Here is a 19418-nt window from a genome sequence, read left to right as displayed (position 1 = left end):
GGTCACAGCGCCGAACACGGACAGCAGGGATCCGCGACGCGGTCGGCGATCCGCCGCCGTGCCTTCCTTCTCCGGGAACATCGTCGTTCTCTCCACTCTCCGCGTCGTCCGCGGCGGGCCGGCTCCGCGGGGAGTCCGGCCCGGTCCCGCCCCGGCCGGAGACGGAAGGACTCCGGACGGCGGGACGGTCCGCTGACGACGGGTCATCGGGGTTGGCTCGGGGGGTGCGTGGGTGCCGTGCCGGCCTCGGACGAGGCCGCTGAGCGTGCCGTCAGCCGAGGTTGTTCAGCGTGACGGACCCACCCGGCTCGATGCTGATCCTGCGCGAAGTGCCGCCCGCGAACACGGTCGTGTCACGGCCGCCGACGCTCTTCAAGGTCACCTGGGTGACCTTGCCGTTCTTCCACCTGAGGTCGGCGACGAAGCCGCCCCGCACGCCGACTCCGGACACCGAGCCGGACGCCGCCCACGCTGCGGGCAGTGCGGGCAGCAGCTCGACGTGGCCCGGCCGCGAGTAGACCAGCATCTCGATCATCGCGGAGGGAGTGCCGAAGTTCGCGTCGATCTGGAAGATGCCGCGCCCCTGCCCCATGTCCATGATGTCGAAGAGGTTCGGCGCGGTGCCGTTGCTGCCGCCCGTCGACGGCTTCAGGTTGTTGACGACGAGTTGGTAGGCCTTCTCGGCGTTCTTCAGCCGGGCCCAGCACAGGCTGCGCCAGGCGTTGGCCCAGCCGTAGCTGTTCATGCCGCGCGCGGTCAGGAGGGCGGTCGCGCCGGCGAGGATGTCCTTCGGCGTGGACTCGTCGGGCCGGATCCGGTCGCCCGGGAAGAGACCGACGAGCGGGGACAGGTGCCGGTGGGTGGTCTCGCCCAGGTCGTCGGGCGACATCCACTCCTCCAGCCAGCCGGTCTTGGGGCTGACCACGGGCAGGTACAGGCGTCGGCGCAGTCCGTCGACGGTCTCACCGTAGGAGGCGTCCCTGCCGAGCACTCCCGTCGCGGTGCGGTAGTTGCCGAAGAGGTTCCATACCAGTTCCTGGGCGTAGGTGATGCCCTTGGCGTCCAGCGGTCCCTGCTCGGGGGACCAGTCGCTGTCGGCGATGAGGACCTCGCGTGCGGAGCCGGAGGCGTCGGTGACGGTGGTGGTGATGAGGCGGGCCTCCCAGAACTCCACGGCGCCCTTGAGGAGGGGGTAGATCTTCTCCAGGTAGGCGCGGTCCTGGGTGTACTCGTAGTGTTCGAACAGGTTCTGGCAGAGCCAGGCGTTGCCCGCCGGGTGCCACCACCAGCCGCCTCCGCCGTAGGGGTTGGTGGAGATGGCCACGGTCCAGCCGGCGATCTTCCCGCTGGAGTTGCGGTACCTGTTGGTCGGGCTGTTGAAGAGCCGCCGCGTGACGTCCGTCCATGTGGGCAGTTGAGCGAGGCAGTAGTCCGTGAAGGCGTCGAAGCAGTCCGACAGGCCGGCGCGATCGGCCAGCCAGTAGTTCATCTGGACGTTGATGTCGGTGTGGTAGTCGCCCATCCAGTCCGGGTCGTTGCCGTCCAGCCACGGTCCCTGCAGCCCCATCGGCAGTACGCCCCGCGATCCGGAGATCATCAGGTAGCGCCCGAACTGGAGGTAGGCCGCCTCCAGTTCCGGGTCCGGGACGTTGTCCCGGTAGCGCGCCTGTACACGCTGCCAGGTGTCCAGCTTGCGCTGTGCGGTGGACGAGGTGCCGAGGTCGACGGCCAGTTGCTCGAAGGCCGGGCGGAAGTCCGCGACGTGGGTGTGCAGCAGGGTGCTCGCGGAGTGGCCGGCCGCGTCCTGGACCTTGGTGCGCGCCAGACGCTCCGGGTCCAGGGCCGGGTCGCGGAACCCGCTGGCCGCGTCGGGCGCGTAGTTCGTGCCGCCGCTGACCACGACGGTGAGGTCCTTGCAGCCGCTGAACTTGATCGACGTACCGCTGACGGTCACCGTGCCGGTGCCGCTGGTCGCCGTGACGGCGGCGCCGTACTTCAGGCCGTTGGCGAGGGAAGCCCCGAACGAGGCGTAGCGGCCCGCGCCGGCCGCGGTGGTGTGCTCGCCGTGGGTGCCGGCCAGCGTGACGGTGCCGGTGTAGGTGCCGCCGCCGAGCTGGGAGAAGTGGACGACGATGACGTCGTCGGGGCGGCTGGCGAAGATCTGCCGCTGGTAGGTGACGCCGGACAGGTCGTAGGACGCGCTGACGACGCCCTGGGCCAGGTCCAGGGTGCGACGGTAGTTGTCGACGGAGCCCAGGTCGTGACCGGGGACGTCGACGGTGAGCTCGGCCAGCAGGGTCAGGGACCCGAAGTCGTCCCGCCCGTAGGGGAACTGGCCGTCGCTCTGCAGGGTGTCGTTGACGCCACCGGTCCACAGGGTGGCGTCGGTGATCGTCAGCAGTTCGCTGGAGGGGTCGTTGCTCACGAGCGCCCCGAGGCGCCCGTTCCCGACCGGCAGGCCCTGCCGGATCATCGAGGTGGGGGAGCCGGGGGCCCGCCACCACAGTTGGTTCTTCGTGGCGGCGGCGCCGGACAGCATGGGCGAGGAAGCGGGGCGGGAAGGGGCCGCCGACGCGGTGAAGCTCGGCAGACCGCCGAGCGCGGCGGCCGCGCCGGCGGTGGCGGCGAGGGAGAGGAAGCCTCTGCGGCTGGGACGGTTTTCGCGCGATTCGGTGTGCTGGGTGTCCACGTGGTGCACTCCATGTCCGGGGAACGGCGCATGCGGGAACGACGGATGCGGGACCGTCGGGTGTGGTGCGAGGCGGGTGGGCCCGGAGCCGTACCGGGCCCACGCGCGGGTCAGGCGGCCTTGGGGACGTCGATCCTGTCGATGTCGGGGGAGTAGTCCCAGCCGCTGTCGAACGTGATGCTGTTGGAGCCCGCCTTCAGGGCCAACTGGACGCTGACGGTGCGGACCGTGCTCCAGTCGCCCGTGGAGGGGAACTTCAACCGGGTGCCGTTGCCGCTGTTGGAGTAGACGGTCACCGACCGGGGATCGCCGCTGACGTAGGCGACGTCGACCGTGTAGATGCCGTCCTTCTTCACCTTGATGTCGTTGAACTGCAGCCGGCTGTCGAGGTAGAGGTTGCCGATCTTCTTGCCGCCGGAGCAGGCGTCGCACGAGGCGACGGAGGCGTTCCCGGTCAGGGTGTTGTTCCCGGACTCGGCCTCGTAGCGGGTGGTCGCCAGCGCGGGGCCGCCCGGCTTGACGGTGAACAGCCGTGAGCCGTGCGCGGGCAGCGTCGCGGTGATCCTGTTCTTGTACGTCCCGAGGTTCTGGTGCCTCCACAGGTCGCGCACGGAGGCCGCGCCGGTGAAGCCGAACGATGCCCAGTCGGCGGTGACGGAGGCCGAAGAGTCACCGAGGTTGAACAGGGCGACGGTGTAACTGCCGTCAGGGTTCCTGGTCCCCCAGACCTGCTGGTCGCCCATCGGGGTGACGGGGCGTGCGACCGGCGAGTCGTTCTGGTCGACGGCGATGACCTCCTGGTTGGTCAGCAGGGAGAGGCCGTAGTCGTCCAGTCTGGTGAGGTCGTCACCGGTGAACAGGGGCGACTTGTTGATGGCCCACAGGGTCATGTAGCTCTGCCGCTCGGCAGGAGTGAGGCCGTCCATCTCCCCGTTGCCGACATCGATCGCGTCGAGGTCGTTCCAGCCCCCGGGGCCTGCCTTGCCGCTCCACGCGGGGGCGTCGTCCCAACGGTCGTTGACCGAGTTCTCCCAGGTGACCAGGGTCTTGCAGTAGCACTCCACATCGGTGTCGATGCGCCAGCCGTTGGAGTACTTCTTCCAGTCGGCGGCGTGGCCGATGTCGAGCGACCAGGACAGTTCCAGGTGCATCGGGCGTCCGGTGTCGCCGATGGCCTTGTGCCAGGCGGCGACGTCCGGGACGTTGTCGTAGTTGTCTCCGGACCTGAACGAGCCGGGACCCACCCCGTCGAGCTTCAGGAAGTCGTAGCCCCAGTCCGCGAGCATCTGTGCCTGCGAGTCGATGTACTTCTGCGCGCAGGGGTTGTCGAAGTCCAGCTTGTAGGCGCTGTCCCAGCCGTTGGTGGTGCGCAGGTCGGGGTAGACCACGTCCGCGGTGGTGCAGCCGGGGGCGTTCCGGATCGGCACCTTCCCTTCGCCGTACGCCCCCTTCTCCAGTCCGACGGGCAGGTAGATGCCGGCCTTGAGGCCCTTGGCGTGGATGTGGTCGGCCACGGACTTCATGCCGTTCGGGAACCGGACCGGGTCGGGCGTCTGCCGGCCGTACTGGTCGAACTCGGACGTCCAGTTCTGGTCCATCCACCAGCCGGCGTCGATGTTGACGTACTCGTAGCCGTACTTCTTCAGCGTGCTGGCCAAGGCGTCCGCCTGCTTCAGCACGTTGGCCTCGGTGAGGTAGCTGTAGTTGCCGTTCGGGTTCAGCCCCGGGTACTGGGAGGACTGCATGCTCCAGCTGGACCAGCCCATGTAGGGCTTGGCCGCGAGGCCGGGGGTGGCGTCGGCCGTCGTCGAAGCGGAACCGACGGCCGCGGTGGTGGACTTGGCGGTGGCGGCCATGGCCCGGTCGACCACCGGGACCGCTGTGACGAGTCCGGCCGTGACGGCCAGGACCAGCGTCGCTCTGAGGGCACGGCGCGGGAGGCCGGGGTGGGTTCCGCGCAGGGCTGTGTACGGGGATGACCGCATGGGTCGCCTCCTGGGGGTGGGGTGAGCGGAATCGTGCGGTGGTACCCGGTGGGGGTCGGGTGCGGTGCCGGGCAGGACGCCGGGGAGGCGGTCGAGCGGCCGGCCGCCGGGGCGTCGGAATCGGTGGCCCGGTCCGTGCCCGAGCCGAGGGGGAGCCCGCAGGTGCGCTGTCGCCGTGGCGTGCGGCGCACCGGGAGCAGGGGGTCGCGGTCGTGGGCGCACCCGCCGCGACGAATGTGGGGAGGGGGAACCGTCTTGGCGCCGGCCCGGTGCCGCCGACGGCGAGAGCGGGCAGGGCCGGGCTCACGGCGGCCCCGGCGTCCGGTGGCCGTCCGTCGGCCGGAGGCGCGCGGTCTACGGGCTGCGGCTCTGCAGCGTCATGGGCTGCTCCTCGTACGTGTCCGATCCCATGAAGGACTGGATCGCGGTGGCCGCGGCCCCGCGCGCCCACTCCTCGAAGGGGAGCGGACGTGTCACCACGTCACACCGCGCGGCGGTACCGAAGGCGGACGCGGCGAACGCGTCCCGGATGCCCTCGGCGAAGAGGTCGTAGGCGGCCAGGCCCTCCCCGGAGATGATCACCCGTTCGGGACCGAGGAGGTTCACCAGGGAGCCGATCGCCTTGCCGATGGCCTCGCCGGCCCGTGCGTAGACCGCCCGGGCACCGGGGTCCTCGCGGCGGGCCAGATCCAGCGCCTCAGCGGTGTCGGCCACCCGCTCGCCGGTGGCCGCGCGCACCGCGCGCACGATCGCGGGGTCCGCCGCGATCGCCTCCACGCACCCCCTGTTTCCGCAGTGGCACCGCGGGCCGAGCGGGTCGAGGGACAGATGCCCGATCTCACCGGCCACGCCGTGCGCGCCCGACACCACCCGTCCGTGTACCACCAGGCCGCAGCCGATGCCGGCGCCCACGGTGACCAGGGCGAAGTGCGAGAGTCCGACTCCGGCCCCGAACCAGTGCTCGGCGACCGTGAGCGCCCGCACGTCGTTGTCGACCGTGACCGGCAACCCGGTCGCGGCCGCGGCGAGTTCGGCGAGCGGCACGTCCCGCCACTCCAGGAAGGGCGAGTAACGGACGACCCCCTCGGCCCGGTCCACGTCCCCCGAGATCGCGATGCCCAACCCCCGCACCCGCACGCCGAATCCGGCCGCTTCGGTGAGCAACTCCTGTACCAGCGCGATGATGGCGGGGAGCACCACCTCCGGCTCGCGGCCCGTGAGGTGTACGTGCCGGGACAGCCGGATGCGGCAACACAGATCGGCCAGTACGGCGATGATCTCGTCGCCCGTCACCTTGAGCCCGATGAACAGCGCCCTTCCGCCGTCCACCCACACCAGGTTGGCCGGGCGTCCCACGGCGGGCGGCGCCTCTTCGTCCACCCCCTCGACCAGATAGCCGAGTTCCATCAGCGGACGAACCGCCTTGGTGACGGCGGCGGCGGACAGGCTGGTCCGCCGCGCGACCTCGGCCCGGGTGAGCGGACCGTGGGAGAGCAGCGTGGTGAAGACCAGGGAAGCGGCCGGAGTCATCGTGGGGACCGACTCACGGGGGGAGGTCGGGCGCATGGCCGGAAACCTAGGCGTCACTCTTTTCCGCTGTCAATGAAAAAACCATACTTCTTCAGAAGTGCTTACTGGATGGGTGCTCAGCCTCAGAAATGGCGAGCTACGCAGGGATGTTGACGGTGGATCCAAGGGCTCGACCCTGCGGCACCGGGCAGCATCTCGGCCGTTCCCGGCAGGCCCTGGGCTCATCGCTGACTTCACGATTCCTATAGGGTTTTGCTCCGGTCCGAACCGGCGAGGACCGACCGGTGGACCCGTCGTAACCGGATTCCTCCTTCTCTCTGACCAGGTCGACGTCGATTGTGTGGTTCGAGGGGTTGACGGGCGGAGCTGGGTGGCCAAGCATCGCCGTACCAATTTCCTATGTGATTCTGGGGTGTGGTGGAGATGCGTCCCCCGACCCGTTCCGTCCTCTCAGGTGTCGTCGCCGCCGTGCTCATGGCGACCCCGGCGGCCTGCACCATCAAGAACTCCGGTGCCGGGACCGGCACCCGGGCCCCCGCGCCCGGCAAGTCCGGCACCGGCACGGCCCGGTTGGCCGACGGGTCGGGCGTCAAGGTGGCCCTCGTGCCCGGCGGCGCCCACCCGTACTTCCAGCCCTGGAAGGCGGCGGGCGCCGCCGCGAAGAAGGAGTACGGCCTCGGCGACGTGACCTTCGACGAGACCTCCGAGTGGGACCAGCAGAAGCAGGACAACCTGCTCTCCACGCTCGCGGCCCGCGGTTACAACGCGTTCGGGGTCTTCGGGGTGTCGCCCACCGACATCAACACCACCTTCCAGGACCTCAGGTCACAGGGTTTCGCCGTGGCCTCGCTCGCGTCCTGTCCCGCCGGCCCCACCGACAAGGCCGACTTCTGCCTGTCCACGGACGTGGAGGTCGCCGCCTACAAGGCGGCCAGGGCCGCGATCGACGCCATGGGGGGCAAGGGCACGCTCGTCCACCTCACCGGCAACAACGTGGACGCCAACACGCAGTTGCGCATCAAGGGCGTGGCCAAGGCGGTGAAGGAGTCCGGCGGCCAGGTCAGGCTGCTGCAGACCGTCACCGACGTCGACAAGGACCTGCAGACCGCGCAGAAGGCGGTCTCCGACCTGCTCGCGGCCAAGGGCGACCGGATCCAGGGCATCGTCACCACCGCCTACAACCCCGCCGTCGCCGCCGCGGACGCGGTGAAGAGTTCCGGGTCCGCCGCCAAGGTCGTCGCCATCGACGACGACGCCAAGATCCTCGGCGCGATCAAGGACGGCTCGGTCGCCGCGACCGTCGTGCAGAACCCCGTCGGACAGGCCGAGGTGGGGATCTGGGCGCTGGCGCTGTTGCAGACGAAGCAGTGCGCCATGCGCCACCCGGGCCAGACCGTCGACTCCGGTTCGTTCGTGGTCACCAAAGCGAACGCGGGCACCTACGACGCGGCCAGGAAGGCGAAGACCGAGCAGCTCAAGAAGGAGTTCGCGGACACGCTCCTCGTCTGCGAGTGACCATTGACGGCCCTACGGAAAGCGGACCCCGCCCGATGACCACCATCACGACCGCGACCGCGCTGCTCGCCGACATCGCGGTGGAGAAGGACCGCACGGACGCCGTGCAGGCCTTCGTCAAGCAGGAGACGATCCTCGTCGAGATCACCACCGGGGACGGCCTCCGGGGAACCGGCTACGCCTACACGATCGGCACCGGCGGATCATCCGTCCTCGCCCTGCTCCGGGACCACCTGCTGCCCCTCCTCGCCGGAGCGGACGCCCGTAACGTCGAGGCGCTGTGGCAGCGGCTGTTCGCCACGACCCGGGCCACCACCACCGGAGCCATCACCTCCCTGGCCCTGGCCGCCGTGGACACCGCCCTGTGGGACCTGCGGTGCAAGCGCGCCGGTGAACCACTGTGGCGGCTGGCCGGCGGCCACCGCCAGGAGGTCCCCCTCTACGACACCGAAGGCGGCTGGCTCCACCTGAGCACCGACGACCTGGTCCGTTCGGCACGCGAGGCCCAGCGGGCCGGATGGGCGGGAGTCAAGATCAAGGTCGGGAAACCGCACGTGGCCGAGGACGCCGAGCGGCTGCGCGCCGTCCGCGAGGCGGTCGGCCCGTCCCTGCACATCATGACCGACGCCAACCAGTCACAGACCCTCTCGTCGGCTGTCCACCTCGCGGCCGCCCTTGAGCCCTACGGGCCGTACTGGTTCGAGGAGCCCCTTCCGGCCGACGACGTCAGCGGACACGCCCGCCTGGCGGCCGCGACGAGGATCCCCGTCGCCGTCGGTGAATCCCTGTACTCCGCCATGCAGTTCCGCGCGTATCTGGAGTCGGGCGCCGCCTCTGTCGTACAGGTCGACGCCGCGCGCGTCGGCGGTATCACGCCGTGGCTGAAGGTCGCGCACACGGCGGAGAGCCACAACGTCATGGTCTGCCCGCACTTCCTGATGGAACTGCACGTCAGTCTGGCCGCCGCGGTGCCCAACGGGATGTTCGTCGAGTACATCCCGCAGTTGACGGCGGTGACCCGCACCGGCCTGACGGTCCGTGACGGACGGGCGGTCGCACCGGATGTGCCGGGCATCGGGATCGACTGGGACAGGGACGCCATCGACAACAGGAGGGTGGCATGAGGACACCCGTCACGGCACCGGAGCACGAGGCCGGCGAGGAGGCCGGCGCACGGCGCCCCCCGCGGCGGCTGCCGTCCTGGGTGGACCAGCGGCTCGGTCTCCTGGTGCTCACCGTCGCCCTCGCCGCGCTGTTCGGCGCTCTGCGGCCGGCGTTCCTCGACCAGCGGCTCGTGCTGTTCCCCCTGCTGCGGGAGATCTCGACGCTGACCGTGGTGGCGCTCGCCCAGCTGGCCGTCCTCTCCGTGGGACACATGAACCTCGCCGTCGGCCGGATGGCGGCCTTCGGTGCCCTCTTCGCCGGCCTCGGCTACGACCGGCTCCACCTTCCGCTCCAACTCGGCCTCGCCGTCTGCCTGATCGCCGGAGCCGCCATCGGCGCCCTGACGGGCTGGATCATCGCCCGGACCGGTGTGAGTTCCTTCGTGGTCACCCTGGCCATGGACTTCGTGCTGATGGGACTGGTCTCCCTGCTCTACTCGGCGCTGACCGGGAACGCGGCCTTCACCACGCGGCCGAGCGGACTCCTGGACCTGCGCTCCACCTCACTCGCCGACATCTGCGTCGGGCGCGTCTGCGGAACCCCGGCCGTGCCGCAGATGGCGCAGTTCACGGTCCTGGCGCTGGCCGGCCTCGGTTTCCTGTACACCCGCACCCGGATGGGCCGCGAGCTGCTGCTGACGGGGGCGAACCCGAAGGCGGCGGAGTTGTCGGGCATCCCCACGGGCCGCCGCGTGATCCTCGCGCACAGCCTGTCCGGACTGCTCGCCGCGCTCGCCGGGTTCATGGCCGCGGTCAGCACCGGCACGTTCCGCGCCTCGATCGGCGACGACTTCATGCTTCCCTCCTTCCTCGGCGCCGTCCTCGGCGGCACCCTTCTCACCGGCGGGGTCGTCTCCGTGCTCGGAGCGCTGCTGGGCACCTCCCTCGTCGCGGTCATCCGCAAGGGTCTGGACCTGCTCGGCGTCGGCCTGGAGAGCCTGAACATCTACCTCGGCTGCGTCCTCCTGCTGGCCCTGTCGGCCGACCGGGTGCGTGCCGTCGTCTCCTACCGCAAGGTGGTGCGCTCCACGTGATCACGATCCATGAGTGCGGAGCCCGGACCACCGCGGCCCTGCGCCGCTTCTCCCGCTCCACGACCATGACACTGCTGTGCGTCACGCTGGGCGGCTGCCTGGCCCTGGGGATCGCCTCGTCGGGCGAGTTCTTCCAAGGACCGTCGGTACGGACCTTCCTCCAGTACCTGGCCACGCCGATCCTCATCGGACTGGCCCAGATGGTCGCCCTGTGCGTCGGACAGCTCAACCTCGCCGTCGGCGCCCTGGGGGGCTGCACGGCCTGTCTGACGGGTGTCCTGATGGCCGACGGCGGCGTCCCGGCACCCGTCGCGCTGGCGGCCGGCGTCCTCATGGCCATGCTGGTCGGTCTGGCGACCGGTGTCTTCATCGTGGTCACCCGGATCAACGGCTTCATCGTCACGCTCGGCGTGATGACCATCCTGCTGGGAGCGCAGTACCGGCTGGCCGGCACGCGTACCGTCGACGGCTACTCGCCGGCCCTGAAGGACCTCGGCCGGGCGGCCCCGCTGAACGTCCCGCTGGTGTTCCTCACCGCACTCGCCGCGGCGGCCCTGCTGGCCGTGTTCCTGCACCGCGCGACCGCCGGTCGCCGGCTCCTCGCGGCAGGGGGCAACCCGCTGGCGGCGAGGCTGTCCGGCATCTCCACCGACCGGCAGATCGTGCTCGCGCACACCCTGTCCGGCCTCCTGGTCGGCGTCGCCGCCGTGACCGCGACGGCGTCCCTGCCCGGCGTCAACCGCAGCGTGGGCGGCGACTGGCTGCTGCCGAGCTTCGCCGCCCCGATCATCGGAGGCGTCGGGCTCGGCGGCGGCTCCGTCGCGGTCTTCGGTACGGTGCTGGCGGCGTTCGTGATGCGGCTCGTCGACGCCGCGCGCGCCCAGTTCTCGCTCGACCCGAGCTGGGTGAACTTCCTCATCGGGCTGGTCGTGCTCGGCACGGTGGTCGGCGGCCGCGTCCACCAGACACACCTGGAGAAGAAGGGGAAGGCGCACGGGCGAACCCCGCCGGCGCCGGCCGGCCGAACGCGGGCGACCGACGCCGCCGTGGCGGACGCGGGAGGTGCGCAGTGAGCGACGTCCTTCTCGAAGGCCGGGGGATCGTCAAGGTCTTCCCCGGAGTACGGGCCCTGGACGGCGTGGGACTGCGCCTGACGGCCGGATCCGTGCACGCGCTGCTGGGCGAGAACGGAGCGGGGAAGTCCACGCTGATCAAGGTCCTGACGGGCGTCCACGCGCCCGACGGCGGCCGGCTCACCTGGCGCGGCGAAGAGGTCCGCCTGCGCTCGCCGCTGGAGGCCACCCGGACCGGCATCGGCGTCGTCCACCAGGAACGCAACCTCATACCCGACTTCTCGGTGGCGGAGAACATCACGCTGACCAGCCCTCCCGCGCGTCTTGGGTTCGTCGACCGCGGCGCCATGAGCGCGCCCGCCCTGCGCTGCCTGGCCGAGCTGGACCTGGACCTGGACCCGCTCCGGCCGGTACGCGAACTGTCGGTCGCCCAGCAGCAGTTGGTGGAGATCGCGAAGGCGCTCCACACCGAGAGCCGGGTGCTGCTGCTCGACGAGCCGACCGCCTCGTTGTCCCCGCGGGAGGCCGAACGCCTCTTCGCCGTCGTCCGGCGCCTCACGGCCCGTGGCGCGTGCGTCGTCTTCGTCAGCCACAAACTGGAAGAGGTCTTCGCGCTCTGCGACACCGTCACCGTGCTGCGCGACGGCAGGTCGGTACTGGAGTCCTCTCCGCTCGCCGGCCACTCCCACGACGACATCGTGAACCTGATGGTGGGCCGCGCGCACACGGCGACCGAGATGCGGCCGCGCACCCCGGACCGTACGGCCGCCCCGGTCCTCGCGCTCGACGGCATCTCCACCGCCCACGGCCACCAGGACGTCTCCCTAACGGTGCGGCCCGGCGAGATCGTCGGTCTCTACGGCCTCGTCGGCGCCGGGCGCAGCGAACTGGTCAGAGCCGTACTGGGCCTCGACCGGATCACCGCCGGTGAGATCAGGATGCATGGCGACCCGGTCCGGATCGCCTCGCCCCGCCAGGCGCTGCACGAGTTCGGCATCGGCTACCTGACCGAGAACCGCAAGGAAGAGGGCGTCTTCCTCGCACAGCCCATCCACCGGAACATCACGGTCACCGTGTGGAAGAAGCTGGCCAGGGCTCTCGGGTTCGTTCCCGCCGCCGAGGAGCGGAAGGCGGCACAGGACCTGGTCGACCGGCTCGGGATCCGCATCTCGGGCCTTGAGCAGAACGTGGGTGAACTGTCCGGCGGCAACCAGCAGAAGGTGAGTCTGGCGAAGTGGCTCGCGGCCGACACCCGTCTGCTGATCGTCGACGAACCGACCGTGGGCGTCGACGTGCGCACCAAGCACGCCTTCCACCGGCTCCTGTGGGAGCTGGCCAGCGAGGGTCTGCCGATCCTGCTGATCAGCAGCGACCTCACCGAGATGATCACGCTGGCGGACCGTGTCCTCGTCATGGCCGACCACCGCATCCGTGGCGAGGTCGACAACGACGGCGACTACGAACGGATGAGCGGCCGGATCATCCGCGTCATCCACGACCGTGCGCTCTCGGCGGCGACCACGGAAACGGGGGTGGAGTGAGGCGCGCGGCACAGGTGGTCCGGGTCCGCCCGGACCAGCGGGAGAGGTACCGCGCGCCGCACCGCGACATGCCCCGGCCGGTGCCGGACCACAGGGCCCGCACGGCCGCCGGTGAGGCGACGCGGGCCTGGTGGCGGCCCACGGAACAGGTGTCCGTCATGCCCTGAGCCCCGGCCGGCCCCGAGCCGGGCACCGTGCCCACCTCGGTAAACTGCGTCGTCCCGACAGCCTGGAGCGGCAGGAGCAGGAGAACGGATGCCACAGCATGACAGTTCCTCTGCCAGGGCCCCGGAGTCCGGAGGCGGCCGGTCCGCCGGCGCCGGTCGCCAGGTTCTCTCGGACAGCGTCTACGAGCAGATCAAGGCCATGGTCATGGACCATGAGATCGCTCCGGGCGCACGCGTGGGGATCGAAGCGCTGTCGCGCGCTCTCGGAGTCTCGCCCACGCCCGTCCGCGAGGCGTTGGCCAGGCTGGAGTCCGACGGACTCGTGGTCAAGAGGTCGCTGTCCGGGTACCGGGCGACAGAGCTGCTGACGCGCGAGGGCCTTGAGCAGCTCTTCGAGATGCGGCTCCTGCTGGAACCGCGAGCGGCGGCTCTCGCCGCCGCCAACGCCACCGAGGAGCAACTCGACGCCCTCGAACGGCTCGTGGAGGAGATGCAGACCCACCCGGGGCCGACGGGGCGCTACGCGGACTACCGCGGCTTCGCCGCTCTGGACCAGCGCTTCCACGACACCATCGCGGTGGCCTCGCAACGCCCGCTGCTCGCCGATGCGGTGGAGCGGCTCCACTCCCATCTGCATGTCTTCCGCATCAGAAGCGTGGCGAACGCCGGCGACCCCACGCCGGCGGAACACGAACGCGTCGTACGCGCCATACTGCGCCGCAAGCCCGACCGTGCCGCGGAAGCCATGGCGGACCACCTCACCGGGAGCCTCCGGCGCCAGCTCAGCCAGGCCGGGAAACCCTGACCGGCCGGGCCGCGCGTGCTCTCCGGGAACGGGTACCCGTGTGGTGCCCGAGGATGGATATGACCCGACCGGCCGGGAGAGAGGCGCGGAGTGACGGACAGCAGCGCGGCGTCGCTGTTGCGGCTGATGCAGGCCAGTCATACGGCTACGCTCGAACAGCTTCCCAGGATGATCGCCGACCACGCCGCCGTGGCAGGCATCCACGACGTGGCCCTCTTCGTGGTGGACATCCGGGAGACCGTGCTGCGCCGGCTCACTGGTCAGGGGCTGAGCGCCGGGGAGGGCGGGCAGGAGTTCACCGTCGCGGGCAGTCTGCCCGGCCAGGCCTACCGGCGCGTGGAACTGGTGCCCGAACCCGAACGGGATGGCGAGCGTGACCGACCTGGCGGGCGGCGGTGGTGGGTGGCCATCACCGACGGTGTGGAACGCCTGGGCGTGCTGCGGGCCGACACCGACACCGACGACGAACCCGTCCGCCAGGCCCTGCGCGACCTGGCGTCGATGACGGCCCTGCTGTTGCTGAGCAAGCGGTCCTTCAGCGACTCCTACGCGCGTCTGGTGCGCACCGAGCCGATGAACGTGGCCGCGGAGATGCAGTGGAACCTCACCCCGCCACCCGCCTACGCGGGTCACGACGCCACCGTCGGCGCGGTGATGGAGCCCGCCTACCAGGTGGGCGGCGACGCCTTCGACTACGCGGTGGCCGGCAGCGCCCTCCACCTGGGCGTCTTCGACGCCATGGGCCACGACACCACCGCCGGCATCACCGCGAACGTCGCCGTGTCCGCCTGCCGCAACGCCCGACGCCAGGGTGCCTCGCTGACCGAGACCAGCCGGATGGTGGAGGAGACGTTGATCGAGCAGTTCGGCACCAGCCGCTACGTCACCGCCGTCCTCGCCGACCTGGACATGGAGAGCGGCCGGCTGACCTGGATCAACCGCGGTCACCACCTGCCCATCCTGATCCGCGGCAACCGCTGGACCACCGAACTGGTCTGCCCCCCGGCCGGTCCCATGGGCGCCGGCCTCGGCCTGTCGGTCACCACGGCCATCGAGCAGCTGGAACCCGGCGATCGCCTGCTGCTGTACACCGACGGCGTCGTCGAAGCCCGCGACAGGCATGGCACAGAATTCGGCCAGGACCGTTTCGTCGACTTCATCCGCCGCCACCACTCCGGCCGGCACACCCTGCACGAGACCCTGCGCCGGCTGATGGCCGCCGTCATGGAACACCACGACGGCAAGCTCGACGACGACGCCACCGTACTGCTCACCGAGTGGCGCGGCGGCCACCAGCAGGAGCTGACCCCGTGAACCCCGGCCCGCGCGGAAGGAAGCGGCGATGAACTCCGACCGGCCCGCCTTCCGTGATCACCAGCACACCCTCCAGGTGCACGTCCGCCGTCTGAGCACCGACCGCCACCTCGTCACGGTCGTGGGCGACCTCGACCTGCACACCGCCTCGCACCTCGCGGACGCCCTGCAACCCCTGGTCCTCACCGGTGGGCACAGCGTGCTCCTGGACCTGTCCGACGTCGCCTTCCTGGACTCCACCGGGCTCACCTGCCTGATCGCGGTCTACCGCACGGCCCGGAGCACCGGCGCCCGCCTGGCGCTGATCGCACCCAGCGAACGCGTACGGCGCATGCTGGCGCTGACCGGTACGGACCGGGTACTGCACAGCTACGCCACCCTGGACGCCGTCCCCGACTGACCGACCGCGGCCGGCGGCGGGTCAGCCGGGGTCGTCGAACATGGCCAGCAGTGCCTGCTCGTCCGTCTCGGGCACCGGCTGCTCCGGCTGCGGGATCTGCTCGGCCCACACCGTCTTGCCCTGCGGCATGTAGCGGGCACCCCAGCTCTTGGTGTACTGCGCCACGAGGAACAGGCCGCGCCCGCCCTCCTCGGTCGTGGCCGCGCGTCTGATCCGAGGAGAGGTGTTGCTGCCGTCGGAGACCTCGCAGATCAGTGAGTCGTCGCGCAGCAACCGCAGGCCCACCGGCCCCGGGCCGCCGTACCGCACGGCGTTGGTGACCAGCTCGCTGACCACGAGCCCCGTGTTGAAGTCCAGCTCCGACATGCCCCAGGCGGCGAGCTGGGCGCGGGTGAGCGCCCTGGCCCGGCCCACGGCCGTGGGGTCGGACGGGAACTCCCAGCACGCCATCCGGTCCTCGGGCAGCGCGTGCACACGGGCCAGCAGCAGGGCCACGTCGTCGGACGGACCGCTGGGCAGGAGCGCGTCCGTGACCAGGTCACAGGTGTCCTCCAGCTCCGGACCGGCGAGGCGCAGCAAGGCCAGCAGTTGCTCGGTGCGCGCTCCGGTGTCCTCGTAGCCGCGGCTCTCCTTCAGCAGTCCGTCGGTGTACATCGTCAGCAGGCTGCCCTCGGGCAGGTCGACGGTGGCGGACTCGTACGGCTGGATCCCGCCGAGCCCGAGCGGCGGACCGGTCGGGAGGCCGATCAGCTGTGCCCGCCCGTCCGGAGTCAGCAGAGCGGGCGGCGGATGACCGGCCGTCGCGGCGGTGCACCGGCAGGACACCGGGTCGTAGATCGCGTACAGGCAGGTCGTCCCCGTCGCCGGGTCCTGGTCGTCGGCGTCCTCCTCCGGGGTACGGCTGACCAGGTCGTCCAGATGGGCCAGCACCTCCTCGGGCAGCAGGTCCAGACCGGCCAGCGTCCGTACCGCCGTACGCAGCCGGCCCATGGTCGCCGCGGCCTGCAACCCGTTTCCGGGCACGTCGCCGACGACCAGTGCCACGCGCATGCCGGACAGCGGGATCGCGTCGAACCAGTCCCCGCCCACGCCTGTCCTCGCGTCCGCGGGCAGGTAGCGGGAGGCGAGGCCGACGGTGCTCAGCCGGGGCAGGACGTGCGGCAACAGGCTGCGTTGCAGGGTGAGGGAGGCGTGGTGCTCCCGGCCGTAGCGGCGGGCGTTGTCCATGCTGATCGCGGCGCGGGCCGCCAGCTCGCCCGCCAGCGTCAGGTCGTCCTGCTCGTACGGCCTCGTCCTGCCGAGGCGGTAGAAGCCCGCCAGGCCGAGGACGGAGCCCCGCGCGGACAGCGGAGCGCCCAGGTAGGAGTGCACGCCCTCGCCCAGGAACTCGACGGGGTGCGCCCGGCCGGAAGGGTACCCGGCCAGGGCGGCGGTCACCACCGAGTCCGTGACCGGCCGCCCGGTCTCCAGGCACCGGGCCTGGGGTGTTCCGGCGGGGTAGGCGGTCGGCTCGTTCACCCCGCCGGTCGGGAGGTCGCGGGAGTCCTCGCCGGCCCAGGCGGCCACCCGGCGCAGCGGTGCGCCGGGGCGCAGCGGTCCGGGCGGTGGCTCCTCACCCGCCAGGACGCTTTCGGCCAGGTCGACGACGACCAGGTCGGCGAAGCGCGGCACGGTGATCTCCGCCAGCTGCTCGGCGGTACGCCACAGGTCCAGCGTGGTGCCGAGCCGGACACCTGCCTCGTTCAGCAGGGACAGCCGCCCGCGCGCCTCGGCGGCGAGCCGGCCGACGCCCGGCTCGCCCACGAGCAGCAGCCACGCGTCGGTCGTTCCGCCGGCGTGCGGTTCCGCCACCTCGGCGGGGCGGCCCGGGAGCGGCACACGACCGTCTGTGGCGGTCGCGGTGGCCGGACGTGCCGTGCCCGTACCGCCGGTGTCCTGGAAACTGACCTCGACCGCCGCACCCTCCGCGTCACCGTGGTGCAGCTCCCGCCGGCGCAGGACGGCCACGCGACTGCCCGCGAGCGGCACCTCGGCGAACGCCTCACCGTTCGAGGAGATCAGCTCGACGGCACGCTCCAGCAGCGTCAGCCGTTCCTGCGAGGCCAGTCGGGGCGGCGGTCCGCCGCGCCGGGACAGCTCTCCCGACTCAAGGTCAAGCTCGGCGTGCCCGCCGCGCTCCATGGCCCGGCGGAACGAGCGCGTGAGTTCGAGCTCGCGTGCCGTGCTCAGCTCCAGCAGGCGTTCCCCGATGCGTTCGGTGGCGTCCTGAAGGACCAGCGCCATGCCGGGGTCGGCCAGTTCCCGGGGGACGGAGAGGTTGACCGCGCCCCGCACGGTGCCGCCCACCGGGTCGCGCACCGGCGCGGCCATGCAGGTGAGCTCCTTCAAGTCGTGCAAGAAGTGTTCGTGGCCCACGACCACGAACGGCTCCCTGGTGCTCAGCACCATGCTGACGCTGCTGGTTCCCATGAACCGTTCGTCGACGTTGGCGCCCGGCACCAGGGAGGCGGCGTCCATCAGTTCCAGCCCCGCCGGGTCGCCCCAGCGGTCCACGATGTGCGCCCGTGAGTCGGCCAGTGCCACGGTCACCGGTATGCCCGAGAACCGTTCGTACAGGCGGTCCAGCACCGGCGTGGCAGCCCTGATCAGCCGGGAGTCCGGGTCCAGGTCACTCTCGATCGGCAGGGCCGCCCGCTCGCGGTCGATGCCGAGGGACTGCGAGCGCTGCCAGGAAGCGAGGATCTCCGGGCGCACTCCGGCGTCCAGCGGCAGGCGGCCGCCCTGATCGCTGCCCGAAGGAGTTGGGTACGACTCCACCGCTCCAGGATAATCGGGCAAATGGGGCACTCGCTTCGGTGTGGCCCGTCACCCTCCGCAGCCATCGCCGTACGTCTCACAGGTCACCGCGACCGGGCGTTACCGGCGGCCTCGGCCGCGGTGTAGGACGAGGCGAAGGTGAACGCGCGCGGGGACGGCCCGTGGGCCCGCAGGTCCGCCAGTCGCTCCAGGGCCTCGCCGACGGTCGGGAGGTGACCGGCGGGGATCCACCAGAGCACCAGGTGCGCCTCGACGTGCCGGTGGAACCATTCACGCCGCCGCCGCAGCGCTTCCAGGTGCCCGCTGCGGTACGTGAAGTCCCACAGGGCCTCCTGGGTCTCCCATACGGACAGGTTGACGATGACGTCCTCGCCCGCCGGGCGCAGGCCGGTGGCGTCCGCCCCTCCCTCCTCCGCGAGCCGCCACACGAAACCGGGCGCTCCGTCGGCGGCCGTGTTGACCGGGTCGAGCATCTCGACGAACGGCGTCATGCGCGGGTCGTCGAGGGGGTGACGGAGCGTGGCGACGTTGAGTTCGGCGAGGTGGGCGGCGTGCGCGGCTGCGGTCATGGCCACATCCCAGCACGCGCTCCATTTCTATGTCAATCGCCATTGTTTTTAGAACTCTCGACCACCACGCAGCACTCGCCCGGCCGGGCGTCCATGCGGGCGCGGACGGAACCGTCCGTGCCGAGCAGCCCCTCCAACAGCGCGAGATTCATGCCGCAGACGAGTGGCGGGAAGCGTTCGGCGACGGCGTGGAAGGGGCAGTTGCGCATACGAACGACGCGTGCGGACGTCCCGGTCGTCTCCTCGGCGGATTCGGGGGCCCGTACCCCCTCGGTGCTCCCGACGCCTTCGGCGGCCGGTACGCGCTCGGTGCTCCCGGCGCCTTCCAGGTACGGTTCGTAGCCGCGGGCGGCCAGTGTCTCCATGGCTTCTTCGAGCCCGCCGCAGGGTGCCGCAGAGCCGCGCAGGGCCTCACCCCGGCGGCGCGCGGCCGCGCAGAGCCCGGCGTCCAGTCCGGCCTCCTCGGCGGCCTCGGCGAGCAGCTCGGCGGCGGTGCGGTAGTCGCGGGCGGGCAGCGACACCGACCGTTCGACCGGGGCCCGGGTGTACACCTTGGCGGGACGGCCGGCCCCCGGCCCCGAGCGGCCCGTCAGCCGTCGGCTGCCGCATTCCAGCAATCCGGCCTCGGTCAGCTTGTCCAGATGGTGCGCGGCGAGCGTGCGGGCCACCCCGGCCGCCTCGGCGGCCTCGTTCCGGCCGACCTCGCGGCCCTGTGCCACCACGTACTCGTACAGGCGGCGCCGCACCGGATCCTGCAACACCGCGATCGAGTCGATGTCCTTCACCTGGCCATTCTAGGAACAATCCACGTTGGAG

General features: G+C 71.2%; 14 protein-coding genes. 8 read left to right on the top strand and 6 right to left on the bottom strand.

Going from position 1 to position 19418, the window contains the following annotated elements; all coding sequences use genetic code 11:
• Window positions 1-271: 271 nt before the first annotated feature.
• The 3 genes from ACH4LD_RS14875 to ACH4LD_RS14865 all read right to left on the bottom strand — a co-directional run bounded on the left by ACH4LD_RS14875 (window position 272) and on the right by ACH4LD_RS14865 (window position 6240).
• A complete protein-coding gene (locus ACH4LD_RS14875) occupies window positions 272-2689 on the bottom strand; it encodes a glycosyl hydrolase family 95 catalytic domain-containing protein (RefSeq protein WP_398055110.1) in 2418 nt (805 codons plus the stop codon).
• Between the two features lie 110 nt (window positions 2690-2799).
• The gene (locus ACH4LD_RS14870; protein ID WP_398055109.1) at window positions 2800-4674 is read right to left on the bottom strand and encodes an alpha-galactosidase D; all 1875 of its coding nucleotides are present in this window, start codon (window positions 4672-4674) and stop codon (window positions 2800-2802) included.
• Between the two features lie 354 nt (window positions 4675-5028).
• Window positions 5029-6240, bottom strand: a complete 1212-nt coding sequence (locus ACH4LD_RS14865; RefSeq protein WP_207928288.1) for an ROK family transcriptional regulator — start codon at window positions 6238-6240, stop codon at window positions 5029-5031.
• Window positions 6241-6627: 387 nt separating this feature from the next.
• On the opposite strand from ACH4LD_RS14865, the gene ACH4LD_RS14860 reads away from it, so the two are divergent.
• From ACH4LD_RS14860 to ACH4LD_RS14825, 8 genes are all read left to right on the top strand, one after another.
• A complete protein-coding gene (locus ACH4LD_RS14860) occupies window positions 6628-7719 on the top strand; it encodes a substrate-binding domain-containing protein (RefSeq protein WP_398055108.1) in 1092 nt (363 codons plus the stop codon).
• Window positions 7720-7754: 35 nt separating this feature from the next.
• Window positions 7755-8843, top strand: a complete 1089-nt coding sequence (locus tag ACH4LD_RS14855) for a mandelate racemase/muconate lactonizing enzyme family protein (protein ID WP_398055107.1) — start codon at window positions 7755-7757, stop codon at window positions 8841-8843.
• The gene (locus ACH4LD_RS14850; RefSeq protein ID WP_398055106.1) at window positions 8840-9916 is read left to right on the top strand and encodes an ABC transporter permease; all 1077 of its coding nucleotides are present in this window, start codon (window positions 8840-8842) and stop codon (window positions 9914-9916) included. Before ACH4LD_RS14855 ends, ACH4LD_RS14850 begins: the two co-directional genes overlap by 4 nt.
• Complete coding sequence (locus ACH4LD_RS14845) at window positions 9913-10989, top strand: ABC transporter permease (protein WP_398055105.1); 1077 nt, start codon at window positions 9913-9915, stop codon at window positions 10987-10989. Before ACH4LD_RS14850 ends, ACH4LD_RS14845 begins: the two co-directional genes overlap by 4 nt.
• A complete protein-coding gene (locus ACH4LD_RS14840; protein WP_398055104.1) occupies window positions 10986-12530 on the top strand; it encodes a sugar ABC transporter ATP-binding protein in 1545 nt (514 codons plus the stop codon). The genes ACH4LD_RS14845 and ACH4LD_RS14840 overlap by 4 nt, the downstream gene beginning before the upstream one ends.
• Window positions 12531-12785: 255 nt before the next feature.
• Window positions 12786-13502, top strand: a complete 717-nt coding sequence (locus ACH4LD_RS14835) for a GntR family transcriptional regulator (RefSeq protein ID WP_398055103.1) — start codon at window positions 12786-12788, stop codon at window positions 13500-13502.
• Window positions 13503-13592: 90 nt separating this feature from the next.
• Window positions 13593-14816 (top strand): PP2C family protein-serine/threonine phosphatase, encoded by a 1224-nt coding sequence (locus ACH4LD_RS14830; RefSeq protein ID WP_398055102.1) that lies wholly within the window; start codon window positions 13593-13595, stop codon window positions 14814-14816.
• 28 nt (window positions 14817-14844) lie between these two features.
• Window positions 14845-15216 carry an STAS domain-containing protein gene (locus ACH4LD_RS14825; protein ID WP_398055101.1) on the top strand — a complete coding sequence of 124 codons (372 nt, stop codon included), beginning with the start codon at window positions 14845-14847 and terminating at the stop codon, window positions 15214-15216.
• 21 nt (window positions 15217-15237) lie between these two features.
• Here ACH4LD_RS14825 and ACH4LD_RS14820 read toward each other — a convergent pair whose 3' ends face one another.
• The 3 genes from ACH4LD_RS14820 to ACH4LD_RS14810 form a co-directional block, all read right to left on the bottom strand.
• Entirely contained in the window at window positions 15238-18033 is a 2796-nt protein-coding gene (locus ACH4LD_RS14820) for a SpoIIE family protein phosphatase (RefSeq protein ID WP_398055100.1), read from the bottom strand.
• Window positions 18034-18116: 83 nt separating this feature from the next.
• Window positions 18117-18602, bottom strand: a complete 486-nt coding sequence (locus tag ACH4LD_RS14815; RefSeq protein WP_398055099.1) for a DUF3291 domain-containing protein — start codon at window positions 18600-18602, stop codon at window positions 18117-18119.
• A gap of 32 nt (window positions 18603-18634) precedes the next feature.
• A complete protein-coding gene (locus ACH4LD_RS14810) occupies window positions 18635-19387 on the bottom strand; it encodes a helix-turn-helix transcriptional regulator (protein ID WP_398055098.1) in 753 nt (250 codons plus the stop codon).
• Between the last annotated feature and the right edge of the window lie 31 nt (window positions 19388-19418).

The sequence above is a fragment of the Streptomyces sp. NPDC017676 genome, assembly GCF_044329325.1.
Lineage (GTDB): Bacteria > Actinomycetota > Actinomycetes > Streptomycetales > Streptomycetaceae > Streptomyces.
The sequence above is the reverse complement of the archived record's forward strand: the minus strand, read 5'-3'. Positions and strand labels throughout refer to the sequence as shown.